Consider the following 22,531-nt stretch of genomic DNA (forward strand, 5'->3'; position numbering starts at 1 on the left):
GGGAGGGCCGCCGCTCGGGCAGGATGGCGACTATGAGCGCCGTCGCACCAGACCCCACGCCCGCACCGTCGTCGACCCACGGAGCCCCGGCCCCGGCCGGCGCCGCCGGCACGGAGCCCGCCCGCCGTTCGCCGCTCGGGCTCGTCTCGCTCGTCGCGGGCGCGGCCGTCGTGCTGGTCGGGGCGATCACCGCGTTCGTCCTGCCGTTCGTCGTGGTCACGACCGACTACGCGCTGATCAGCCTGGTGCAGTCCATCAGCAGTGCGCTCGTCACGATCCTCGCGCTCGTGGCCGTGATCACCGGCGCGATCGTGCTCTTCGGGCGTGACCGGCGGAAGGCGTTCGCCGCCTCCGGCACGGCGCTCGGCGCTGCGGCACTCGTGAACGTGGTGATGGGCCTCGTGCAGTCCGGCATCTACTCCGTCCTCTGACGGCACGATGACGGGACGGAAGGTAGCCACCCGGCGAACATCGAGGCAACCCGTCGAAATCGCCCAGCTCCGGCTCCTAGGCTGAAGCGATGCTGGCCATCAGCTACAACCTGCGCAAGCACCGCGCCATCTCCGAGCTCGCGGCGCTCGACGAGCGGTACTCCCCCGATGTCGTGTGCCTGCAGGAGGCCGACACCGCCGACCTCGCCGAAGACGTCGGCCGGCTCCAGCTGGCGCACTCGACGACGGGCAATCGGCTCGGCCTCGCGATCTATTACCGGCCCGACCGGCTGCTGCCGCGCTCGATCCGGGCGTTCGCGCTGAAGAAGTCGCTGCACGATCGGCTGCTGCGCCCCGCGCACGAACGGCTCCTCGGAGCCAAGTTCGTCGACCTCGAGCATCAGCGCGAGCTCATCGTGGCGTCCTTCCACGCGGCACCGCTCACGGCGCTCAACTCGCTCCGCCGGCACCAGATCCGCTCGGCGCTCGGCGAGCTGCAGTTCCTCGGGCCGGGGCTGCCGACCCTCATGGTCGGCGATTACAACTATCCCGTCTTCAAAGAGAACCTCGCCGAGAAGGTCCGCGAGTCGGGGTACGAGCTGACCCTCAGCGACAGCCGCACGTACACGCGGTACAAGTTCTTCCGCGGCCACTTCGACCTCGCGACGTCGGCGGGGTTCGAGATGAAGCGCGTCGAGACCCTGCCGCGCGGGTCATCCGATCACCTGCCGATCCTGGTCGACGCGCACTACACGGATGCCTCCGCCGAGGCGGCCGAGATCGACGTCGTGATCTGAGGCGCACCGCCCCGATCAGGCGGGGTCGAGCTCGAGCGTCATGAAGACGCTGTTCGGGTCGAGGCGGTAGTCGGCGAACGGGCCCGTCGTGCGGAAGCCGTACTTCGCGTACAAGGCGCGCGCCGGGGCGAAGAACTCCTGGGAGCCCGTCTCCAGGCTCAGCCGTTCGTACCCGCGGCGAGCCGCCTCGCCGAGGACGTGCTCGAGCATGCGGGCCCCGATGCCGCGGCCGCGTGCCGCTGCGTCGGTCCGCATCGACTTGAGCTCGCCGTGGCGGGGGTCGAGCTCCTTCAGCGCGACGCAGCCGAGCACGGCGTCGCCGTCGGAGAGGGTCCAGAACGTGACCTCGGGTGCGGCGAGGGCGGACACGTCGAGCGCGTGCACGCTCTCCGCCGGGGAGGTGGCGAACATGTCGGTGAGGTGGTCTTCGAGGAGCCGGACGACTCGCGGGTCGTCGAGGTCCCCGGGGCGGATGTCGAGCGCGGTCACCGGTCCATTGTCAGTGATCGCTGCGATGGTCGGTGTTCGCTTCGCCCTGCCGGTGCGAGGCGGCTCCGGCGGACCCACTCGGAATGCGGGGGTCGGCCGGATATCGCCGCGCCCGCGCCGTCCATAGCCTCGACGCATGACTCTCGCCCCCATCGCTCGCACCTGGCTCACCATCACCGCGGGCAGCGTGCCGCTGCTCGCGCTCCTCCTCGTCCCCGAGCTCATGCGGAGCCGGGCGGGCAGCGAGCAGCTGCTCATGATCGGGATGCTGCTGCTGCTCGCCCTGCTCGTCGCGGCGTTCGTCGCCGCACCCGTCTTCGCCGCGCTCGCCGACCCGGCGCCGGGGCGGTGGACGCCGGGCACCGCATTCCGGTCGACGCGGCGGGTGTGGCGGCGACGCCCGGCCGGCGCCTGGCTCGCCCTCGGCGTCTCGCTCGCGGGGTACGCCGCCGCGCAGGTCGTCGGGTACGCGGTCGGCGCGGCCGTGCCGGCCGTGAGCGACAACCCCGCGTTCGCGGAGGGCGGCACGGAGCCGCGCTGGCTCATCGACTACCCGGCCTACGCCCTGCAGGCCGTCGTCATCTACCTCGTCACCACGCTCGCGCTCACCTGGTACGCCCGCCGCATCCGGGCGCTGGCGCTCGAGCTCGGCCCGGCGCCGTCGGCGGCGACGGCGACCGCGACTGGTCGCACGGTCGGCGCGTGAGCCGCGCCCCAGCGCCGGCCCCGGCCCCTGCTCCGACCCGTCGAGCGACGGGCCGGGGCCGGGCGTCCGCGGGGTCAGTCCGACTGGTCGGCGGCGGCCCGGCCGGCGTCCGTCTGCTCCCCCGCAGCCTGACCGTCGCCGGCGGCCGTGACCGCCGCCGCACGCCTCGCGCGGAGGCGCATCACCACGACGGCTCCCCCGCCGAGGAGGAGCAGGACGACGGCGAGTACGACGAAGCCTGCGCCGTCGAAGCCCGTGCCGGCGAGGTCCGGCCCGGAGCCCGCACCATCCGCGCCTGCGGGCGTGGATCCGCCACCGCCTGCACCCGCACCCGTTCCCGGGCCCGTGCCGGGACCGGTGCCCGGGCCGGTGCCGGGACCGGTGCCCGGGTCGGTGCCGGGATCCCCGCCGACCACGCGCACCTCGACACTGGCGCGCTGACCGTTCACGACCACCTCGACCACGCCGGTGCCGGCGGTCACGGCCGTGAGCTGCCCCGTCTCGGGGTTCAGCCGCAACGCGCCGGCCGCAGCCACTGCGCGCTCGAGCTTCGCCGAGCTGCCGTCGTCGACCGTCACGCCCTCGCCGCCCCACGTGGCGCTCATGGGCCAGCCGACCGGCACGACCCGGCCGTCGTCCTGGGTGATGGATGCCCCGACCTCGACGGTCTCGCCCGCTTCGAGCACCGACGGCACGTCGAGTTCCACGGCGTCGACCCGCGCGTGCACCTCGGCGCGCATCCAGCGGGTGCGGTCCTCGACCACCGTCGGGTCGGCGCCGACGAGGCCGGCGGACGGGTTCAGTCCGAGCATCGTCCAGCCCGTGAACCCTCCTGTCGCGGGCGTGCCCGACGGGCTCTTGCCCGAGTTGCCGTTGATGAGCTGCGAGACGCCGTCGGTCGCCGCGGCGTGGAACGCCCCGACGTGGCCGTTCACCACGGCGATCGACTTGCCCGTGTCGGTGCGGAACTCGGCGAGCGCGGCGGTGAACGCGGCGGCCTCGGTGCGGTCGCTCAGCTGGCTGGCCTTCGCCGGCTGCGGGTCGTCGGCGGGGTGATGGGCGAAGACGAGCACGCCGGTGACCGACGAGTCGTCCGCGGCATCCGCCAGCTCGTCGCGGAGGAACGCGAGCTGCGAGGCATCCGACGCGCGGAAGGAGCCCGCCGAGGAGTTCAGCGTGATCAGCCGGGTGCCGCCGACCGTGCTCGCGGTCGTGGTGTCGCCGAAGGCGGCCTCGAAGTTCGAGATGGGCCCGCCCATCACCTCGTGGTTGCCGGGCACGTACACGTAGGGCAGCCGGTCGCCGATCTCCTCGTCGAGGATGCGCGACGCGAGCTCGAAGTCGGCCGGGCTCGCCTCGTCGACGAAGTCGCCGACGATCACGAGCCGGTCGGGCTCGGCGGCGAGGATCTCGCGCAGCGTCTGTCTGGCCCCCTGCACGGCGCCGCTCTCGGGGCTGCGGGCGACGAACTGGGCGTCGCTCATCACTGCGATCCGCTGGGGCCGGTCCGCGACGGTGCCGTTGGTCACGATGACGGGATCGTGCACGACGGGTGCGACCGGCTGGGCCACGTCGGGCGCGACGATCGACTCGAGCGCGGCGATCTCGACGTGGCCGCGATAGCTCACGGCCGAGCGGGTCTCGAGCAGGCGGATGCGCTGCAGGTGCAGCGGATAGGGCGTGCCGGCGGGCACCGTGAACCGCGCCTGCTGCCAGCCCGTCCACGTGACGTTCGGACCGTCGAGGTTGATCGTCGTGCCCGCACCGTTCTTCATCTGGATGCGCGGCCACACGCCGCTGCCGTCGCCGTTGATCCACAGGGTGAGCGCCTGCGGCTGCCCCTCGAGCTGCCGGCCGAGGCTGCCCGACGTCGCCATCTCCGGCGCGACCGCGTAGTAGCCGCGCGTGCCCGTGCTCGTCGTGAAGTCGTAGTCGAGGGCGAGCGCGGGCTCGCCGTTCGGACCGGTCGTGAGCGTGGTCGTGCCGGTGGCCCGGTCGGCCGCCTTGCCCCACGAGGCACCGTCGGCGAAGTCCGCGACCGAGAGGCTGCGGTACCCGATCGTGACGGCGACGTCGACGCTGCGCCCGTCGGCCGTGAACGTCACGGTGGCGGAGCCGCTCGCGACATTCGGCGTGATGACGAAACCGTCTCGGCCGTCGGCGGTCACCGTGACGTCGGGACCGCTCGCGACCTGCAGGTCGTGCGTCTCGACCGGCGCACGGAAGCCGTCGGCGTCGAGGCCGACGAGGCTCACGCGTGCACTCTGGCCGGGCTCGGGCAGCGAGACGACCGTGCTGCTCGGCCGCAGCCGCTGCAGGTCGCCCAGCACGCGCAGCTCGGTCGTCGCCGTCTTGCCCTGGGCGGTGAAGCTCACGGTGCCCCGGCCCGGGTCGCCCCCGACGAAACGCGCGGTGGCGCCGTCGACCGGCTCGACCGTGAGCGCCGCGTCGGCCGCGAACACACCGTCGACCGGCACGCCGCCGAAATTCTCGTCGAGCCCCGTCGCGGAGACGGTGCGGCCGAGCCGCGGGAACACCGCATCGGCGTCGGGCAGGGCGGATGCCGGCGCGACCGCGACATCCGTCACCGTGCCGGCCGGCGCCGACGAGAAGAACGCGAGGCTGTTCGCGACCACGCGCTCGCTGCCGTCGGACGGGCGGTTCGCGATCGTCGCCTCGGTGGTGCCGGGGCGACGCGCGGCGAGCATCGTCGACCCGCCGCCGTCGAGGTTGACGGCGTTGTACACGTCGAGGTCGAGCATGAGGTCGCCGAGCTCCCGGATCGTCATGCCGCGGCTGTCGGTGGCGCGGCCGTCGATCGAGACGATCGTGATGCGCGTGCCGTCGCGGTTCACGCCGACCGCGGTGCGCGCGGCCTCGACCTGGTCCTCGTCGGTCTGCACGCCGTCGACGATCAGGCGCTGGGAGCCGCTCACCGCGAGGTCGACGTCGGCGTTCGTGCCGACGCGCACGTCGACTGTCTGCCCGACGGTGAGCGCCGCGAGCGTCGCGGCTCCGGCGTCGCGGCCGACGAGCACGCCCGTGCCGTCGGCGATCGCCGTCGGACCGGTGACGGCGGCCGGATCGGTGGTGACCGACTGCACGACGCCGTCCGCGACGACGACCATGGCGATGGAGGGCGCGAGCGCGCCCGGGCCGCCGAGCGGCCGGCTCAGCGGATGCTCGCCCCACGCCGAGGTGTACCAGCCGATGGCGTTCGTCGCGAGCCCCGGCGTGTTGACCCCGCCCAGCGGCGTCTCGACGGCGTCGACCGTCAGGGTGCCGTCGACCATGAGCTGCTGCACGGCCGCGACGCCGTCGGTGACCGTGAAGGCCTGCCGGGGGCCCCCGCCCGCGGTGCGGAGGCCCTGCGTCGGCGACACGTTCGTGCCGACCGGTGCGACGGAGGCGTTCATGTCGAAGTAGTCGCCGTTCACCGCGGCCACGGCGCCGGTGCCGGCGATCTGCTCCGACAGCGTCGCGCCCCCCGTCACCGTGCCGGCGTCGAGCACGTCGAGCGAGAGCGTCGGGGTCGTCAGGTCGGCCTGCATCACGTGCCCGGTGACCCACCCGGCCGGCTGCAGCCGCCGGAAGTCGGTCAGCTCGAGGCCGGGCGCGAGCGTCTCGGTCTCGGCCGTGAGCAACGACGACCCGCCGCCCGAGAGGTCGAGCCCGCCGGTGTCCGGCGCCGCGGTCGCGGCCGGGACATCCGGCTGCGCGACAGCGACCCCGCCCGCCGCCAGTGCGGTCGCGACGACGAGGGCCGCGAGGCGCGGCGTCCTCCGGAGAGCTGATCGGTGGCTGGTGGACGGCAAGGGCATGGCTGACGAACCTCGTACGTGTCGAGTGGTGGTCCTGCCGCGAGTGCGGCGCCGTCAGGCTAGGCACCCCGTCGGACCCGTGCCCGTCCAGGTCATGTCATGGAGGTGTCCCGGGGGTGAACGACACGCCGGTGACGCCGGGACCGTCGGGACGGCGAACGGCCCGCCCGCGCCGCCCTACCAGGCCGCCCCGTGCGCCAGCGCGATCGTGACGGCGGCATCGACCGGCCCGGCCCAGGGCTCGCCGTGTCCCGGCAGCACCACCCTCGCGTTCGAGCCGCGGAGCTCGCCGAGCGACGCGGTCGCACGGGCGAGGTCGTGTTGGAAGATCGAGGGCAGCAGCTGCGGGCCCTCGATCGGCGACGTCCGGTGCCGGGTCACGAGCGCGTCGCCCGCGACGAGCACGCCCGCCTCCTCGAACTCGTAGGTCGCGTGACCGCTGGTATGCCCCGCGATGAGCCGCAGGAGCGGACGCCCCGGCACGTCGACCCGACCGTCGCGCATCGGCAGCGCGGTCGCGCTCGGGACGCCGAGCCTCGCCCCACCGCGGAGGAGGGGAAGCATGCCGGCCGCCCAGCGACCGACGCCGGGTCGCCAGCTGTTGCGGATCACCTCCGCCGGCCCCGCCTGCTCGACGACCTCCCGGTGCAGGTTCGCGAGCTCGTCGACGGGCGCGTACACGGGCGTGCCGTACGTGTCGGCGAGCCAGGCGGCGCCGCCGAGGTGGTCGGCGTGGGCGTGGGTGATGAGCACGGCGGTCACGTCGTCGGCGCGGCATCCGACCGCTTGAAGGGATGCCTCGAGCACGTCGACCTGTCCCGCGTAGCCGGAGTCGAGCAGGGTGACGCCGCCGGGTCCGACGTGCAGCACCCAGTTGACGTGCTCGGTCTGCACGAAGTGGACGCGGTCGCCGATGGCGTCGACGCGGAACGCCGGCGGAGCCTCGCGCCCTGCGCCGACCATGGCCGCCCCCTACCGTCGGTGCCCGGCGAGCAGCCAGACCCGGTGCTCCGAGGCTAACGCGTCGCCGCGACCGCGGGCTCTTCCGGGGTGCCGGCGGCTCGTTCCCCGGCCGCGTCCGTCTTCCGGCTGCGTGCGTAGTGCTCGCGCACGCGGTTGCGGTTGCCGCAGTCGGAGGCGACGCACCAGCGCCGGTTGTGCCGGGGCGAGGTGTCGAGGAAGACCCAGCCGCATTCGGCATCGGAGCACTGCCCGAGCCGGTCGAGGTCGTCGCGAAGCAGCAGGTCGACGGCGGCGAGCGCGATGCGACGTCGCGGCAGCGCGAGATCGACGGGGAAGCGCCACGCCCACCCGTCGCCGTCGCCGTCGCGCTCAAGCCGGCCGGCGGCGACCGCGTCGGCGTGCTCGCGCACGACGGGCTCGGTCGGCGCTCCGTCGTAGGCGGCGTCGTAGAGCGCTTCGCGCAGGTCGAGGATGCCTCGGTGCTCGACCGTGGCCCCCTGGGGATCGGCGGCGGCGAGTCGCTCGAGCGCCCGGATGGTCTCGCGGTCGATCAGGCCCACCTGCGCGGCCCAGCGGAGCACATCCCCGTAGTCGACGAGGTGCTCGATGCGGCGTTCGGCGCTGAGCCGCCACGACACGGTGTTCACCAGATCGAGCGCGAGGGCGCCCGCGATCTGGGGGTAGGTCTCGCGGGAGACGTGGGCTGCGGCATCCGCCATCTCACCATCCTAACGCGTGAAAGGGGCTTTACGCATTGGAACGTCTCTGCCATCGTGTAATGCATGTCTGCCGAATCATCCGTTAGCCGATCGTCGCAAGCCGCACGCTCGTGGCGCCGCGACTTCGGACGCCTGTGGGTGTCGCAGGGCGCCTCGGTCGTCGGCGCCGAGATCGGCGACCTCGCCATTCCGCTCCTCGCGGTGCTCGTGCTGCACGCCTCCGCGCTCGAGCTCGGCCTCATGAGCCTCGCCCGCTGGCTGCCGTTCCTGCTGCTCGCCCTCCCGCTCGGGGTGCTGGTCGACCGCATGCGCCGCCGGCCGCTCATCGTCACCGCGGACTGGGCCCGCGCCCTGCTCTGCGCGGCCATCGCGACCGCGGCACTCACGGGCGTGCTCACCTTCCCCGCCCTCGTCGCGCTCGTCGCCGTCATCGGCTGCTTCACGGTGCTCTTCGAGGTGTCGTACCAATCCGTCCTCCCGACGGTGGTGCCGGTGCCCGAACTCGGCACGGCGAACGCCCGGCTGGGAGCGACCGCGTCGGCCGCCCAGGTCGGCGGGCCCGGGCTCGGGGGCCTGCTCGTGCAGTGGCTGACCGCCCCGGTCGCACTCGTCGCGACCGCGCTCACCTACGTGGTGTCGGCCGTCGCGGTGCAGCGCATCCGCGCCGTCGAGCTCCCGCCGGGCGCCACGGGCGGCTTCGCCGCCGAGCTCCGCGAGGGCCTGCGATTCGTCGCCCGAGACCGCTACCTCGTCGCGAACCTCGGGTTCTCGGCCCTGTACAACCCGTTCGCCGAGTGGATCCTCGTCCTGTTCACGCTGCACGCCGTCCAGTCGCTCGGGCTCGACGCCGCGCAGCTCGGCTTCGTGCTCGCGACCGGCGCGGTCGGCGCCCTCGTCGGCTCGGTGCTCGCCGGCCGAGCGGTCCGCCGGTTCGGCGCGGGCCGGCCGCTGCTCTGGTGCGCGATCGTCGAGTGCGTCGTGCTGCTGGCGCTGCCGCTGGCGGATGCCTCGTGGGGCGTCGCCGCCGTCATGGCGACGGTCTCGGTGGCGTTCGCCCTGAACGGCGCGGGAACGGCGATGTCGAGCGTCATCCTCATCACGATCCGGCAGCTGCGCACCCCCGACCGCCTGCTCGGACGCGTGAACGCCAGCATGCGCTGGGTGTCGTACGGCACCATCGCGCTCGGTGCCGCGGCCGGCGGGGTCGTCGGCGAGCTGCTCGGCACCCGGCTCGGGCTGCTCATCGGCGCCCTGCTCTGCCTCGCCACCGTCGTGTGGGTCGCGCTCTCACCGCTTCCCCGCATCGGCGACCCCACCGCCCTCGCGATCCCCGAGCGCCGAGAGCCGCTCGGCCCCGAGCCGTCGGAACCCGCCGCCCGCCCCGCCTGAGCCCGGCGGGACGGCCGGGTCACTCGGACGAGCGCGGCCACGCCAGCCGCCGCGCCCGCCCGGCGGGCCGGATCAGCGCTCGGCGCCGGCCCCACGTCGGCGCGACAGGACGAGGAGGCCCGCACCGGCCGCGACGATGACCGCCGCGAGCGGCAGCAGCGCGAGGAGGCCGTCGTCGACGCCGGTGTCCGCGAGTCCGGGGACGGCCGAACCGCCCGCGCCCGCCGTGCCGGAGCCCGAGCCACCGGCACCAGGGCCGCCCGCACCGGGCCCGCCCGTGCCGGGCTCACCCGGCACGGTCGCCGGCACCCCGGGCAGCGTGCCCGCGCGAAGTGCCGCCGGCTGCTCGCCGTCCGCGAACCACCACACCGGGCGCACCGTCGCGACCTCGGCCGCGGCGGCGACTCCGCCGGCGGCCTCGGCGGTGACGGATGCCTCGGCCGAGGCATCCGCTCGAGCGAACGCAGCCTCGCCGGCAGCAGCAGCAGCAGTCGCCGCCTGCCCGGCACCGGGCGCCACGCTCAGCGACGCGGGCGCGGTTGCGAAGCCCTCGTTGTTGAGGTTCGGCATGCCCGCCGGACGGGCGACGTGCACGATGCCGGGCTCGGCGCCGGTGAGCTCGATCTGCGCCGCGAGCCCCTCGCAGCCGTTGTCGCACACGGCCCAGAGGCGGTCGAGCACGGTGTCGTAGTCGAGGGCCATGACGCCGCCGAGGCCGGGGTCGATGGTCGCGACCTGGGCGACCGAGCCGTCGGTGCCGAGTGCGTAGGCGTAGACGAAGCCGTTGTCCTCGACCGCGACGAAGAAGAGGCCGTCGCCGTGGCCCGGGTAGTCGGCCGGGTTGTAGCCGGCGCCCGAGTTCTGGTCGACGAGGAGACCGGCGAGCGCGTCATCCGCCACCCATTCGACGGCCTCGATGCCGGTGTTCGCGGCGACCTGTGGCAGGGATGCGGTGAGGTCCCACTCCTGCGACGCGACCACGTCGGGGCCGGGCGCGTCGGGGTCGACGCGGAGCACGACGTTCTGGTTCACGCCCTTGTTCGAGTTGTCGCGCTCGGACGCGAGGTAGACGCGGCCGTCGCCGTCGACGGTGACGCCCTCGGCGTCGGGGCCGGCGGCATCCGGGTTCGCGGCGTCGCGCTGGAAGCGGGCGCGCTTGCCGTGCTCCCAGCCGTCGGCGAACGACACGGCGCCGGACGCGTCGGCGCGAAGCTTCCAGAACGTGCCGGTGCCGTTGTCGACGGCCCAGAGCACGACGCCGTCGGCGGTCTGCTGGGTGTCGAGGCCCGACGAGTCCTCGAGGAACATGGGCTGCTCGTCGATCACGGTCACCTCGGCCGATCCGGGCCAGACCAGGCCGGCGCCGGGGCCGCCCGGCTCGCCGGGACCGCCGGGCCCGCCGCCGCCGTCGCAGTTCGACGCGCCCTTCGTGGCGGCCTGCGAGTCGGCGAAGTCGCCGGTACCGTCGGGGCACCGCGCGAGCGTCACGGGGGCGTGGTCGGGGCCCCAGGTGTGCTCGGCCACGGCGAGTCCGTCGGCGTTGCGGATGGTCGCGGTGTCCGCTCCGCCGAGCCCGAAGGTGAAGTGCTGGCCGCCGTCGAAGACGAAGAACGCGCCGGGCGCGAGCACGGTGCCGGCCGCGACGGGCGTGACGTCGGCGGCGTGGCCGATCGGGTCGGAGTCCATGAGCGTCCACCCCGAGAGGTCGACGGGCGTCGTGCCGGTGTTCACGACCTCGACCCAGTCGGTGGCGTCGCCGTTCGACTCGATCTCGTTGATCGCGATGCTCGGCAGCACGCAATCGTTGACCGCGCCGGGCGTGACCCGGGCGAGGCCGAAGCTGCCGGTCGCGTCGGGGCAGCGCGCCCAGCTGGCGGCCGCCTCGTTCCCGTCGATCGCGGGGTGCGCGCTCCAGGCGTGCCGGTCGAGCAGCGTGCCGGCCGGGTCGAGCAGGCGGATCTCGTCCGCGCCGCCGATGCCGATCGCGGCCTGGAACGGCTGGGCCGCGCCGTTCACGTCGGCACCCACCGTGGATGCCTCGACCACGAGGCGCTCGCCCGCGTCGATGGTCGTCCCGGGGGCGAAGAACCAGCGGTGGTCGTCGGAGTCGTCGCGCAGCTCGTACCCCGAGAGGTCGAACGCCGCGTCGCCGGGGTTGATCAGCTCGACCCAGTCGGCAGGGCCGGAGTCGATCTCGTTCAGCACCACGCTGCCGGGCGCGGCGGGCTCGTCGCAGACGTTCGGCGCGCCGAGAGTGACCGCGGTGGCGTGCGCCCACTCGCCGCCGTCGGCGCAGCGCGACCAGTCGCTCGTGGGCGAGTCGCCGGTATAGGCGTAGGAGTCGACGACCTGGCCTGCAGCGTCGAACAGCACGACCTCGTCGCCCTTGCCGAGCCCGAACGGGAAGCCGAGCGGCGTGGCGTCCTTCGCGAGCACGAGATACGCGCCCGGCTCGATGGTGGTGCCGCCAGGAATCGTGCCGGTCTCCGTGCGCTTGTCGTCCTGCACCGTCCAGCCCGAGACGTCCACGGCGGTGCCGGACGAGTTGTACAGCTCGATCGCGTCAGCGGGCGTGCCGTCGTACCAGATCTCGTTGACGACGACGCCGGGCTCGGCGGCGACGGCCGGGGCGGCGGTCCCGGTGCTTGCGGCGATCGCGAGACCGGATGCGGCGACGGCGGCCGCCGCGAGCATCGCGGACGCGCGGCGGAGTGGACGGGGCATCGACATGCGGGCGCTCCTGACGGGCGGGAATGGGGGCCCTCGTACTCGACCGCGCCCGCGTGTCGCGCACGGGTCGCGTCGGTGAACGACGGGTGACCGTCAGCTGGCCGGATGCCTCGCCCCGGGGCATCCCGCACCACGAACGGATGCCCCGCCCCGCGGCATCCCGCACCCACCCAACGTCGCCGTCGCCGTCACGCGACCGGCGTGCCGCCCGCCGAGTCGCTGGGCACCGCCTCGGGGTCGCGGAGCGCGCCCGACCGCTCTCGTCGTCGCCGGCCCGGCCTCCGGCGCACGTCGAGCGACGGGTCGGGGTGGTCCCAGACCTTCACGATCGCCCAGCCGACGGCGGTGATCGGCACGGCGAGCACTGCCCCGATGATGCCGCCGAGGATCGTGCCGGCGGTGAGGGCCACGAGGATGACGAGCGGGTGCAGCTTCAGCGACTGCGCCATGACGACCGGCTGCAGCAGGTCGCCCTCGAGCTGGTTGACGGCGATGACGATCGCCACGACGATGAGCGCGACGATCGGCCCGTTCGCGACGAGCGCGACGAGCGCCGCGAGGATGCCCGCGACCGTGGCGCCCACCAGCGGGATGAACGCGCCGAGGAAGACGATGACGGCGAGCGGCAGCGCCAGTGGCACCTGCAGCACCGCGAGGCCGATGCCGATCGCGGCGGCGTCGACGAACGCGACGACGGCCGTGCCCCGCACGTACCCGCCGAGCACCTTCACGCTCGTGACCCCGATACGGCGGCCGCGCTCGAGACGCTCGCCCTGGAACGGGCGCAGGAAGAACTCCCAGATGCGGTCGCCGTCCTTCAGGAGGAAGAACAGCACCACGACCACGAGCAGCGCCCCCGTCACCACCTCGGCCGCCGCCGAGACGCCGGCGAGCGCGCCCGTGCCGAACTCCGCGCTCGTGACGAAGTCGACGATCGCGTCACGGGCGTCGTCGATCTGCGCCTGGTCGATCGGGATGGGCAGCGTCTCGGCCCAGCCGAGCAGGTCGTCGAAGCCCTCGCTCGCGGAGAGGACGAGCTCGTCCCACTGGTTGCGGACCGCGAACACGATGCCGGTGACCACCGCGCCGAGCACGATGAGGCTCCCGAGGAGGGTCACCCAGGTGGCGAGCATCGCCGGCCAGCCATGGCGGCGGAGCCAGGCGACGAGGGGCGCCGCGGCGGCCGCGAGGATGATCGCGATGAGGACCGGGATGACGACGAGCTTGACCTGCACGAGCCCCCAGACGGTGAGCCCGGCGAGGGCGAGCACCATGAGGATCTGCAGGCTCCGCGTCGCCCAGCGGCCGAGCCGGTCGTTCCAGATCGACCCGAGCGCGGAGCCGGGCGGCGAACCGGCTCCCCCGGGGTCGGTGATGGCGACGGGGTCCGGCGACGGACTGGACTTCCTGCGACCGAACAGCATGGTTCGACGCTAGGCGGCGTTCGACGCCCGGATCAGGGCCTTGACAGGTTCACGCGGCGGCGGGGCGGCACGGCGCCGCGGGAAGCGTCACTCCCCTGCGCTGCCCCAGGCGAACCCGTCGGGGTCGGTGAACGCGCCGCCGTCGGAGTTCAGCCGGATCCGGTGCGCACCGCTGCCCTCGGCGGGGACGCCCGCAGCCTTGGCGAGCGCACGCCGCTTGTAGAGGCCGAGGCCGATGGGGCTGTCGCCGGTGGCGAAGTCGACGTAGCTGCCGAAGCTCTTGCCCACGGTCAGGCCGTGGTCGACGTAGAACTTCTTGCTCGCGGAGACATCCTCGGCGCCCAGCAGGACGACGATGTGGTCGATGTCGCGCGTGACAGGGCCGGTGTCCTTCTTCTGCGACGTCGCGATCTGCCAGATCGTGCCGTCGGGCGCCTGCACGACGCCGCCGATGCCCCAGAGGGACTTCTCGACGTGCTTGATCACGGTGGCGCCCGCGGCGACCGCGGAGTCGAACAGGGATCGGACGGTGCCGGGCTGCGAGACGACGAGCGAGACCGTGAATCCGCGGAAGCCGCTCGTCTCGGCATCCGACTTCACGGTGCGGACCTGCGTGGTGAGCCCGAACGCGTCGGCGTAGAACCGGGTGGCCGCCTCGGGGTCGGCGACCTCGAGGGTGATGGAGTCGATGGCGCTGATGGTGGCGTGTGTCGTGTTCATATCGCCGACGGTACGCGCGGGCCCACGGGCCGGGCTTCTCGATTCCTGCTCGATCGCGCTGGGTCTTCCCACTCGCCCCGGCCGCATGATCCCCGTCCGCGCGTGACCACGATTCGCCCACCTCGACCCCGGATGACCCCGGTGCTACCGTCGGCCCCATGGCCGACGCATCCCACGTTCAGCGCTTCGCGATCGACGCGGTGACGGCCTTGCGGCTCGTACGCGACGAGCCGGGCATCGGTGCACGGCGGGCGCTCGTCGGTCCGGCGATCCTCCGCAGCCACGTGCTGTCGATGCTGTACCGCGAGGTGCGCGCCGGGTCGCTCGACGAGCGGGCGGCCCAGGCGCAGCTCACCGCGCTCGCGGGCCTGAAGATCCGGCTGCTGGGCGATCGGGTGTCGCGGGCGGTCGCTTGGCGTCTCGCGACGCAGCTCGACTGGGATGACACGGAGCTCGCCGAGTACCTCGCCGTCGCCAGTCTCCAGGCCGACGTCCTGGTGGCGGGCGACCCGAGCATCGCTCGGGCCGCCCCAGGGATCGTGCCCGTCGCGGGCTACGACGACCTCGTCCGCTGACCCGTCAGCAGCCCTACACCGAGCGCGAGCACGAGCGCGACCGCGGTCGCCGACGCCGCGACCCAGACGGGGCCGAGGTCGCCGACCGCCGTGGTGAGGGTCGCCGCGGCGATGACCGGTCCGACGGCTGCTCCCATGTTCAGCGCCGCCGTGGCATACGACCCGCCCATGGTCGGCGCGCCGGTCGCGGCATAGAGCACCCGCGTGATCAGCGTGCTTCCGACGGCGAAGCCCAAGACGCCCTGCACGAGAACGAGGCCGAGCAGCGCGACGGGCCGATCGGCGTACAGCGCCATGGCGACCCATCCGAGGAGCAGCAGGACCCCGCCCGCGGTGATGACGACGCGGGGGTTCCGGTCGGACACTCGCCCGGCGACGGTCACGCCGATGAACGATCCGACGCCGAACAGCACGAGCGCGAGCGCCACCCACCATTCGGCGAGGCCCGCGACGTCGGTGACGATGGGCCCGAGGAAGGTGAGCATCGCGAACGTGCCGGTGTTGACGAGCGCGGCCAGCGCCATCGTCAGTAGGAGCCGGGGTGTGGCGAGCTGAGCGAGCTCGGTTCGGAGCGACGGCGCCTCCGCGGATTCGGCTGAGGCGCGTGGGGCACGCGGATCGGCGGGGATCCCCGTGGCGATGCCGACCGCGGCGGGAACGCAGAGGAGGGCGATCGTCCAGAACGTCGCCTGCCACCCGAGGACGGCGCCGAGGAGCGCGCCGCCCGGGACGCCGGCGACGGTCGCGACGGTGGTGCCGGACAGCAGCACCGCGACGGCGCGACCCTTCTGGTCTGCGGCGACGAGCCGGGTTGCGGTGCTGAGCGCCACGGCCAGGAAGCCCGCGTTCGCGAACGCGGCGACCACCCTCGTCGCGAAGAGGATCGCGAAGTCGAGGGTGACCGCGCCCACCACGTGCGCGAGCGCGAACAGCACGACGCAGCCGAGCAGGGTGCCCCGCGCCGGCACCCGCCTGGTGAGCGCGGCCATCGTGGGAGCGCCGACGACCATGCCGACGGCGAAGGCCGAGGTCAGGAGGCCGGCGGTTCCCACGGAGACGCCGAGACTGGTGGCGATGTCTTGCACCAGCCCGGCGAGCATGAATTCAGAGGTGCCCATGGCGAAGACCGCCAGGGCGAGCAGAGAGAGAGCGAATGGCATCGAAGACTCCGAGGCGAGAGAACGAACAGGAAGCGTCTCGTCACCACGGTCAGCGCCCGGCGGCGCCCGCAGGACCTCCTGCGCAGACAGGCGGAGGCGGGGTCAGGAACTCAGCGGTTCAGGGGGCTGACGGTGTGACCGAAAGCCCCCGAAGTGGATGCCTCAGGGCTCGACATGCGTTCCAACCTACCCGAGCCCGGCGACCCGAAGATGTCCTCCCGCGACGAGCGTCCGCACCGCGTCGACGGTGTCGTCGACGTCGAGCCCGCTCGTGTCGAGCACGTGGCCGGCGAACCGCCCGAGCTCGGCGAACTGCTCGTAGAGGTCGCGGACGACCGAGTCGTCTCGGAGCTCGTCCTCGGTGCGCGCGAGCGCCCGGGCGATCGTCGACTCGAGGTCGGGCCGCAGCACGAGGTAGTGCAGGTCGAGTCCGCGGTCGTCGGCGGTGCGGGTGAACGCGTCGAGGAACCACGGCCCGACGATGCCGTCGATGACGACGTCGTACCCGCCCGTCGCGTATGCCGCCGCGGCGGTGGCGATCGCGTCGATGACGACCTCGTTCTGCCGTTGCGCTTCGGGAAGGTAGGGCGCGATCCATCCCGACCGGATGTACCGGTAGAAGTGGTCGGTCACGAGGTGCACGGTCGGATGCTCCGCCCTCTCGGCGTACCGCGCGGCGATGGTCGACTTCCCGGAGCCGGGCGCGCCGGTGACGATCACGAGGGTTCCGGTCATGCGCCCGACTCTACGAGACCGACCGACCCAGACACGGCGACGGCCCGGCCCTCTGAGAGGGCCGGGCCGTCGCACCGGGTTCAGCCGGTTACCGTCACGCCTCGGGGCGGTTACCCTGACGGGTTCAGCCGGTTACGCCGCCTGCGGCACGGTGACGCTCGCGCGCGGCACGGATGCCACGACCAGGTGCCCGTCGACCGCGTCGACCTTCACGGCCTCGCCGTCGCCCAGGTCGCCCGAGACGAACAGGTCGGCGATGCGGTCGTCGACCTCGCGCTGGATGAGGCGGCGCAGGGGCCGGGCGCCGTACTCGGGCTCGTACCCGTTGGCGCCGAGCCACTCGATCGCGGCATCCGTCACCTCGAAGGCGACCTCGCGCGACGCGAGCCGCTCGGTCGTGGCGCCCAGCATGAGGCGCACGATGCGGGCGATCTCGTCCTGCGTGAGCTTCGTGAACAGCACGATCTCGTCGATGCGGTTCAGGAACTCGGGGCGCATGGCTTCGCGGAGCTTGCCCATGACCCGCTGGCGCACGTCGTCCTGCGACGAGAAGCCGTTGGCCGAGGCATCCGTCGACGCAACGAACCCGAGCGCGCCGGAACGCGACGCGAGGAACTCCGAGCCGAGGTTCGAGGTCATGATGACGACCGTGTTGCGGAAGTCGACCGTGCGACCCTGGCCGTCGGTGAGGCGGCCGTCGTCGAGCACCTGCAGCAGCAGGTTGAACACGTCGGGGTGCGCCTTCTCGATCTCGTCGAACAGCACGATCGAGTACGGGTTGCGCCGCACCCGCTCGGTGAGCTGCCCCGCCTCGTCGTAGCCGACGTATCCGGGAGGGGCGCCGACGAGTCGCGACACGGTGTGCCGCTCGCCGAACTCCGACATGTCGAAGCGGATGATCGCGCCCTCGTCGTCGAACAGCCGGTCGGCGAGCGCCCGAGCGAGCTCGGTCTTGCCGACACCGGTCGGTCCGAGGAAGAGGAACGACCCGACGGGCCGCTTCGCGTCGCCCATGCCCGTACGGTTGCGGCGCACGGCCTTCGCGACGGCGGTCACGGCGTCGTCCTGCCCGATCACGCGTGCGTGCAGCTCGCCCTCGAGGTCGGCGAGCCGCTCGCGCTCACCCTCGGTGAGGCGGTTCACCGGGATGCCGGTGGCCCGCGAGATCACCGCGGCGATCTGCGCCTCGTCGATGACGGTCGCGGATGCCCCGCCGCCGGCGCCTGCGGTCGCGACGGCGCCGCGCTCCTTGGCCCGGGCGGTGGCCTCGTCGAGCTTGGCCTGCACCTTCTGGATCTCGTCGCGGATGCGCGACGCCTCCTCGTAGTGCTCGGCGGTGACGGCCGCGTTCTTGTCGGCCTCGAGCGACGCGAGCCGCTCGATCAGCTCACTCACGTCGACCTTGACCCCGAGCTTCAGGCGCAGGCGCGCGCCGGCCTGGTCGATGAGGTCGATGGCCTTGTCGGGCAGCACCCGGTCGCTGAGGTAGCGGGCCGACAGCTCGACGGAGGCGCGGATCGCGGCATCCGTGTACTCGACGCCGTGGTGCTCCTCGTACGCGGGCTTCAGGCCCTGCAGGATCAGCACGGCGTCCTCGATGGAGGGCTCGCCGACCTTCACGGGCTGGAAGCGGCGCTCGAGCGCCGGGTCCTTCTCGATCTGGCGGTACTCCTTCAGCGTGGTCGCGCCGACGAGGTGCAGCTCACCGCGCGCGAGGCGCGGCTTCAGGATGTTTCCGGCATCCATGCCACCGTCGCCCGCGCCACCGGCGCCGACGACCGTGTGCACCTCATCGATGAAGACGATGAGCTCGCCCGTGTTCGCGGCGATCTCCTCCATCGTCTTCGTGAGGCGCTCTTCGAAGTCGCCGCGGTAGCGGGTGCCGGCGAGCATGCCGGGCAGGTCGAGCGCGATGACGCGCTTGCCGAGCAGCGCCTCGGGCACCGACTCCTCGACGATCGCGCGGGCGAGGCCCTCGACGATCGCGGTCTTGCCGACGCCGGCCTCACCAACGAGCACGGGGTTGTTCTTCGTGCGACGCGACAGGATCTCGATGGTCTGCTCGATCTCATCGACGCGGCCGATCACGGGGTCGAGCTCGCCGCTCGCGGCGCGCTCGGTGAGGTCCATGCCGAACTTGTCGAGCATCGGGGTCTTCGACTCCCCCGCGCCGGCGTTCACGCCGGACTCGGTGTCGTCGTCTACGCCCGGCTCACCGGCGTGCACCGTGTCGCGCATGCCCTGCGTCAGCGCCTCTGCGGTGACGCCGGCGCGCGCGAGCACCTGGCCGGCCGGGGCATCCTGCCCCAGCACCAGCGCGAAGAAGAGGTGCTCGGGGTCGATGTACGTCGACCCGCTGGAGCGCGCCACCTGGTAGCTGTGGAACAGCGCGCGAGACGCCGACGGCGTGATGGTCGCCGCGTTGATGTCCGCGGTCTCGGTCGCCGCGGGAAGGCGCGCCTCGGTCGCGGTGATGATGCGCTCCGGGGATGCCCCGACCCTGCGGATCGCCTGCTGCACACTGTCGTCCTCCACGATCACGCGCAGGATATGCAGGGCGTCGAGCTCGGTCTGGCCGCGTTCGAGCGCGAAGCGGCCGGCACGCTGCAGAATGCCTTGCGTACGGGCGGTCAGGAAGCGGCTGAGGTCGATCGACCGAGCCTGCCGCGCCTGCTCACCCGCGAGATAACGGGCAAGGAACTCGTCGAACGAGCTCGAGCCGGCCTCGGGGTTGAAGTCTTCGGGCACCTAGTCCTCCTGGAACTTGAGTTGGGTACGCTCAAGTTCAACGCGTGAGGGGTGTGGGTATTCCCGGGCATCAATCTTCCAAGCGAAGCACCCACTCTTCGAGAATCGTCATCACCACGATCGACTCAACCGCTACTCGCTCAGTCAGCCAGGTCCGCTGCGCAGCGCGAACTAGGTCGCTCCCCATGCCCTCTGTGTCAACTCGCAACAAGACAACCTCCTCGCCGTGTCGCTCTCCCGCCTGGCGCGCCACGGCGACGTCATCGCTTAGGTGCACCATCCGCCGCGCCATCGGCAGCAAGCCAGCGCGGGCTTCAAAGATCGAGGGCAGCGCCGAGGCCGGGGCGGCGTGGTAAAGGACTGAAATCGGCTGGGCGGGCTCGTACACCACTCCCCGGTCGACCGAATGGCCATATGCCGCCCGGATTTCCAACTCGTCGAGCTCAAATCGTGGCTCCCCCATTGCGCCCGCAATGACAAGCAACTGCTGAGGGGTGACCTTATGCCCGCTTGCTCTTAAGAGTTCCGCAAGGTCGTCGGCAAACATCCACCCGCCTCGCGAGGTCGCCGCGGTTGGGTCATGCCGAAGGTGATATGCCATCGCCTTGCTGATGCGGACACGGTCAGCAGGAGAGATGGCATGGAATCGGCTCGGATCCGACAGGCCAACCCGAACACGCCAACCATCGGCGACCGAACTGCACCAGGCGGCGACCTCGGCAGACCGCGAGTTCAGCATGAGGTACTCAAGGAGAGCAAAGCCGTGGAGTCGGCTTTCGTTCGCTCCTTCCGGATCGCTCAAGAGCCCAACTGCACGTGCCGCAGTGGACGCTTCGTACACGCGCAGGGCAACATCCCAAGAAATCTCAATCCCGGCACGCCGGAGCTGCCCCAAGTATGCGCGGAGCAGTGATTCCCGGGTATCCCAGTCATCTGGCCGCAGCACCGGAGCATCATCGATCAGTTGCGCGAGTTCGTACGTGGCAGGGCGTCGCCCGATTGCATCGAGATCGACAGCCAGGATTCTCCCATCAGCGGCAACGAGCCAATTTTGGGCGTGCGCGTCGCGTCTGGGCAGCAAAGGGACGTCAGCGACGAGAGACACCCATGCATCAAACGCCGCGGCATGGTCAGTCACGACCGCTTTCAGCCACCTGCCAAGTTCGCGCGTCTTGACAGACCTGCGCCAAGTGCCTCGTTCCCGGAAGCCGTCAGTCCTAGTGTGAGTGAACGCTAGAAAATCAACGGCAGAGCGGAGATGGCCAGCGGCGGACGCCGCGGCCTGGCCTTCACGGTCATCGAGGACTTCTCTCAAGGTGCGCCCACTCACGAACCGCCGGATGCTAAGTACCTCTTCGATAGGGCCGTCCTCTAGCTCAACGGTAAGCAGGTGATCAACGACCCCGAACTTGCCCGTAAGCCCTTCACGAGCCAACTCTGCACTCAGTGCCGCGCCCCGCTGAAGATCTCGTTCGTGACAAACCCTTGTCATTTGCTTGAAGATGAACGCCTGCCCCGAGACGCCGAGATAGTCGTCGGCGGTCGCAACGCCGCCCCTACCACCGAGTTCGCGCCGTCTCATATGCGGCGTCTGCAGCACCAGTTTCGCCGAAAGTCGGAGCACGGCATCGTGATCGCCATTCGACACGGCCGACCTCAACTGGGGCTCGATGTTCCCTCGGGGCCTCTGCAGTCCGCCTCCAACCCTCAACTCCTCTGCAAGCAAGACCAGGGGGTCTGGTGAGTTGGGGACGCGCCCGTGCACCTCCAGTAGCAGTTCGAGGGCGGTCCTCCGGTGCTTGGTGTCGCCAGAGATCTTTGCCAGCAGAATGTAATCTGCGGCCTGAGCGAGTTGGCTGCGCATGCCCGCCAGCGCCCTTTTCGCCCCGACCGGGCCGCGGAGTCGAATTGCCTCAGTCAGAAGCTCTGCTCGGTCAGTTCGGCTGGGGTCGTTCCGCGCCAAATACGCAAGCAACTCCGAAAGAAAGTCCCGGTAGGAATACTGGCCTCGGTTCGCCGACGGCTGCAAGGCCTCGACCAACGAGTCCGCCGCCGAAAAGAAGATCGTAGGCATTTCGGATGGGGTGCGCAGCCCGAACGGGAAACGCATGCCACGGATCGAAAGCGCGAGCAGGCTCGCCGGGCTGCGCTCCAAGTAGCGAACAAAGGCATCGAGCAATCGATATCGCACTTCGTGCGCGAGTTCGAGCTCTGCGTCAATGGCGCTATCTAAGGAGCTTCTCGCCCGCAGGAGAAAGCCCGCTCGACCTTCTGCACCAGACGCATGCTCAACTAAGTTCAGCCAAATTTCCGCCTCATTGAGATGCCAAGTCCCCCAGTCGCCCGTTGGGAGCCCATCGGACCGCTTCTATCAGCAACTCTTTGCCACCGCTTGAGTGATACTGCTCCAAACTGGCCTCGAGATAGTACGCCGCAGCTGAGAGATCATTCATCACATCTGCGTAGTCGGCAAGCAGCGCGCGAGCTGCGGCCAGTTCCTCACCGTCCACACGCGAGAACCTCGCCGCAACAACAGTCAGCTTTCCAATGTCGCGGCGGACCTTCAGACTCTCCTGGGACTCGTCACCTGCCGCCTCGTCTTGCAGGACCGACCGCAGATATTCGCGCCCTAGATTGCAGTTGCGTACCAGCATGATCGGCCGATCGAATCGAATCCGAAAGGCGTTCGAAACCAAGCACATGGCAACGTGCCTCCGGGCGACCCGCAAAGATCCAATATAAGAATGCCCGGAGGAACGTAAATCCGCCCCTACGTCGGCCCCGCGGGTCGAAATTCTGTACTCACGTACAAACGCGGAGATGAGGTTAATCGGCCGCGTGTTGGATTGCATCAATCGCACCCAGTCGCGTGCAAGGTCCGCACCCACAGAGCCTTCTCGGACCCACATGGTCACGGTCGCGACCCCTTCCGCCTCAACCCATTCAGCGATCGCCTCGTCAACGTTGACGTCTAGTCGGCTTGCCGCCCGAACGATGTGCGGAAGCGTGCGCGCGAGCTCGACCCGAAGGTCCGCTGATCCCGCAGGATGGCGAGTGGCAAGACGTGCGGCCATGTCCGCGGGGGAAGGGGGTTTCACTGGCTTCTCTCGCACTCTGCTGATCG

The 22,531-nt window shown here is 71.5% G+C and carries 17 protein-coding genes; 5 read left to right on the plus strand and 12 right to left on the minus strand.

Annotated features, from left to right (window positions below; all coding sequences use genetic code 11):
• Nucleotides 1–32 precede the first annotated feature (32 nt).
• Nucleotides 33–431 carry a hypothetical protein gene (locus tag ABIQ69_RS13475; protein WP_350347636.1) on the plus strand — a complete coding sequence of 133 codons (399 nt, stop codon included), beginning with the start codon at nucleotides 33–35 and terminating at the stop codon, nucleotides 429–431.
• Nucleotides 432–520: 89 nt separating this feature from the next.
• The gene (locus tag ABIQ69_RS13480) at nucleotides 521–1,228 is read left to right on the plus strand and encodes an endonuclease/exonuclease/phosphatase family protein (RefSeq protein WP_350347637.1); all 708 of its coding nucleotides are present in this window, start codon (nucleotides 521–523) and stop codon (nucleotides 1,226–1,228) included.
• Nucleotides 1,229–1,243: 15 nt separating this feature from the next.
• Here the strand turns inward: ABIQ69_RS13480 and ABIQ69_RS13485 are convergent, their stop codons facing one another.
• Nucleotides 1,244–1,717 (minus strand): GNAT family N-acetyltransferase, encoded by a 474-nt coding sequence (locus ABIQ69_RS13485; RefSeq protein ID WP_350347638.1) that lies wholly within the window; start codon nucleotides 1,715–1,717, stop codon nucleotides 1,244–1,246.
• 136 nt (nucleotides 1,718–1,853) lie between these two features.
• Between ABIQ69_RS13485 and ABIQ69_RS13490 the strand changes: the two genes are divergently transcribed.
• Nucleotides 1,854–2,423, plus strand: coding sequence for a hypothetical protein (locus tag ABIQ69_RS13490; protein ID WP_350347639.1), 570 nt, complete (start codon nucleotides 1,854–1,856; stop codon nucleotides 2,421–2,423).
• Between the two features lie 74 nt (nucleotides 2,424–2,497).
• Here the strand turns inward: ABIQ69_RS13490 and ABIQ69_RS13495 are convergent, their stop codons facing one another.
• From ABIQ69_RS13495 to ABIQ69_RS13505, 3 genes are all read right to left on the minus strand, one after another.
• Nucleotides 2,498–6,244: a phosphodiester glycosidase family protein gene (locus tag ABIQ69_RS13495; RefSeq protein ID WP_350347640.1), complete on the minus strand. Its 3,747-nt coding sequence runs from the start codon at nucleotides 6,242–6,244 to the stop codon at nucleotides 2,498–2,500.
• A gap of 177 nt (nucleotides 6,245–6,421) precedes the next feature.
• Nucleotides 6,422–7,207, minus strand: a complete 786-nt coding sequence (locus ABIQ69_RS13500) for an MBL fold metallo-hydrolase (protein ID WP_350347641.1) — start codon at nucleotides 7,205–7,207, stop codon at nucleotides 6,422–6,424.
• Between the two features lie 53 nt (nucleotides 7,208–7,260).
• Nucleotides 7,261–7,926, minus strand: coding sequence for a CGNR zinc finger domain-containing protein (locus tag ABIQ69_RS13505; protein WP_350347642.1), 666 nt, complete (start codon nucleotides 7,924–7,926; stop codon nucleotides 7,261–7,263).
• Nucleotides 7,927–7,989: 63 nt separating this feature from the next.
• On the opposite strand from ABIQ69_RS13505, the gene ABIQ69_RS13510 reads away from it, so the two are divergent.
• Nucleotides 7,990–9,315, plus strand: coding sequence for an MFS transporter (locus ABIQ69_RS13510; RefSeq protein ID WP_350347643.1), 1,326 nt, complete (start codon nucleotides 7,990–7,992; stop codon nucleotides 9,313–9,315).
• Between the two features lie 72 nt (nucleotides 9,316–9,387).
• On the opposite strand, the gene ABIQ69_RS13515 is transcribed toward ABIQ69_RS13510, so the two are convergent.
• The 3 genes from ABIQ69_RS13515 to ABIQ69_RS13525 all read right to left on the minus strand — a co-directional run bounded on the left by ABIQ69_RS13515 (nucleotide 9,388) and on the right by ABIQ69_RS13525 (nucleotide 14,189).
• Entirely contained in the window at nucleotides 9,388–12,045 is a 2,658-nt protein-coding gene (locus ABIQ69_RS13515; protein WP_350347644.1) for a lamin tail domain-containing protein, read from the minus strand.
• A gap of 188 nt (nucleotides 12,046–12,233) precedes the next feature.
• Nucleotides 12,234–13,469, minus strand: a complete 1,236-nt coding sequence (locus ABIQ69_RS13520) for an AI-2E family transporter (protein WP_350347645.1) — start codon at nucleotides 13,467–13,469, stop codon at nucleotides 12,234–12,236.
• An 87-nt stretch (nucleotides 13,470–13,556) separates the two neighbouring features.
• On the minus strand, nucleotides 13,557–14,189 hold the full coding sequence (locus tag ABIQ69_RS13525; protein WP_350347646.1) for a glyoxalase: 633 nt from the start codon (nucleotides 14,187–14,189) through the stop codon (nucleotides 13,557–13,559).
• 158 nt (nucleotides 14,190–14,347) lie between these two features.
• Here ABIQ69_RS13525 and ABIQ69_RS13530 point away from each other — a divergent pair, with 158 nt between their 5' ends.
• The gene (locus ABIQ69_RS13530; protein WP_350347647.1) at nucleotides 14,348–14,764 is read left to right on the plus strand and encodes a hypothetical protein; all 417 of its coding nucleotides are present in this window, start codon (nucleotides 14,348–14,350) and stop codon (nucleotides 14,762–14,764) included.
• Here ABIQ69_RS13530 and ABIQ69_RS13535 read toward each other — a convergent pair.
• The 5 genes from ABIQ69_RS13535 to ABIQ69_RS13555 all read right to left on the minus strand — a co-directional run bounded on the left by ABIQ69_RS13535 (nucleotide 14,743) and on the right by ABIQ69_RS13555 (nucleotide 22,061).
• Nucleotides 14,743–15,924, minus strand: coding sequence for a Cmx/CmrA family chloramphenicol efflux MFS transporter (locus tag ABIQ69_RS13535; protein WP_350347648.1), 1,182 nt, complete (start codon nucleotides 15,922–15,924; stop codon nucleotides 14,743–14,745). The genes ABIQ69_RS13530 and ABIQ69_RS13535 overlap by 22 nt on opposite strands.
• Nucleotides 15,925–16,110: 186 nt before the next feature.
• Nucleotides 16,111–16,659 carry an AAA family ATPase gene (locus ABIQ69_RS13540; RefSeq protein WP_350347649.1) on the minus strand — a complete coding sequence of 183 codons (549 nt, stop codon included), beginning with the start codon at nucleotides 16,657–16,659 and terminating at the stop codon, nucleotides 16,111–16,113.
• A gap of 132 nt (nucleotides 16,660–16,791) precedes the next feature.
• Nucleotides 16,792–19,407, minus strand: a complete 2,616-nt coding sequence (locus ABIQ69_RS13545) for an ATP-dependent Clp protease ATP-binding subunit (RefSeq protein WP_350347650.1) — start codon at nucleotides 19,405–19,407, stop codon at nucleotides 16,792–16,794.
• Between the two features lie 70 nt (nucleotides 19,408–19,477).
• Nucleotides 19,478–21,586, minus strand: a complete 2,109-nt coding sequence (locus ABIQ69_RS13550) for an RNA 2'-phosphotransferase (protein WP_350347651.1) — start codon at nucleotides 21,584–21,586, stop codon at nucleotides 19,478–19,480.
• 136 nt (nucleotides 21,587–21,722) lie between these two features.
• Nucleotides 21,723–22,061 (minus strand): hypothetical protein, encoded by a 339-nt coding sequence (locus tag ABIQ69_RS13555; protein WP_350347652.1) that lies wholly within the window; start codon nucleotides 22,059–22,061, stop codon nucleotides 21,723–21,725.
• Between the last annotated feature and the right edge of the window lie 470 nt (nucleotides 22,062–22,531).

The organism is Agromyces sp. G08B096, assembly GCF_040267705.1.
GTDB lineage: Bacteria > Actinomycetota > Actinomycetes > Actinomycetales > Microbacteriaceae > Agromyces.

Excerpts from the sequence above, each read along its gene's own strand:
- ABIQ69_RS13475 (WP_350347636.1), top strand. The coding sequence starts at position 33 with ATGAGCGCCGTCGCACCAGACCCCACGCCCGCACCGTCGTCGACCCAC.
- ABIQ69_RS13480 (WP_350347637.1), top strand. The coding sequence starts at position 521 with ATGCTGGCCATCAGCTACAACCTGCGCAAGCACCGCGCCATCTCCGAG.
- ABIQ69_RS13490 (WP_350347639.1), top strand. The coding sequence starts at position 1,854 with ATGACTCTCGCCCCCATCGCTCGCACCTGGCTCACCATCACCGCGGGC.
- ABIQ69_RS13495 (WP_350347640.1), bottom strand. The coding sequence starts at position 6,244 with ATGCCCTTGCCGTCCACCAGCCACCGATCAGCTCTCCGGAGGACGCCG.
- ABIQ69_RS13500 (WP_350347641.1), bottom strand. The coding sequence starts at position 7,207 with ATGGTCGGCGCAGGGCGCGAGGCTCCGCCGGCGTTCCGCGTCGACGCC.
- ABIQ69_RS13505 (WP_350347642.1), bottom strand. The coding sequence starts at position 7,926 with ATGGCGGATGCCGCAGCCCACGTCTCCCGCGAGACCTACCCCCAGATC.
- ABIQ69_RS13510 (WP_350347643.1), top strand. The coding sequence starts at position 7,990 with ATGTCTGCCGAATCATCCGTTAGCCGATCGTCGCAAGCCGCACGCTCG.
- ABIQ69_RS13515 (WP_350347644.1), bottom strand. The coding sequence starts at position 12,045 with ATGTCGATGCCCCGTCCACTCCGCCGCGCGTCCGCGATGCTCGCGGCG.
- ABIQ69_RS13520 (WP_350347645.1), bottom strand. The coding sequence starts at position 13,469 with ATGCTGTTCGGTCGCAGGAAGTCCAGTCCGTCGCCGGACCCCGTCGCC.
- ABIQ69_RS13525 (WP_350347646.1), bottom strand. The coding sequence starts at position 14,189 with ATGAACACGACACACGCCACCATCAGCGCCATCGACTCCATCACCCTC.
- ABIQ69_RS13530 (WP_350347647.1), top strand. The coding sequence starts at position 14,348 with ATGGCCGACGCATCCCACGTTCAGCGCTTCGCGATCGACGCGGTGACG.
- ABIQ69_RS13535 (WP_350347648.1), bottom strand. The coding sequence starts at position 15,924 with ATGCCATTCGCTCTCTCTCTGCTCGCCCTGGCGGTCTTCGCCATGGGC.
- ABIQ69_RS13540 (WP_350347649.1), bottom strand. The coding sequence starts at position 16,659 with ATGACCGGAACCCTCGTGATCGTCACCGGCGCGCCCGGCTCCGGGAAG.
- ABIQ69_RS13555 (WP_350347652.1), bottom strand. The coding sequence starts at position 22,061 with ATGCTGGTACGCAACTGCAATCTAGGGCGCGAATATCTGCGGTCGGTC.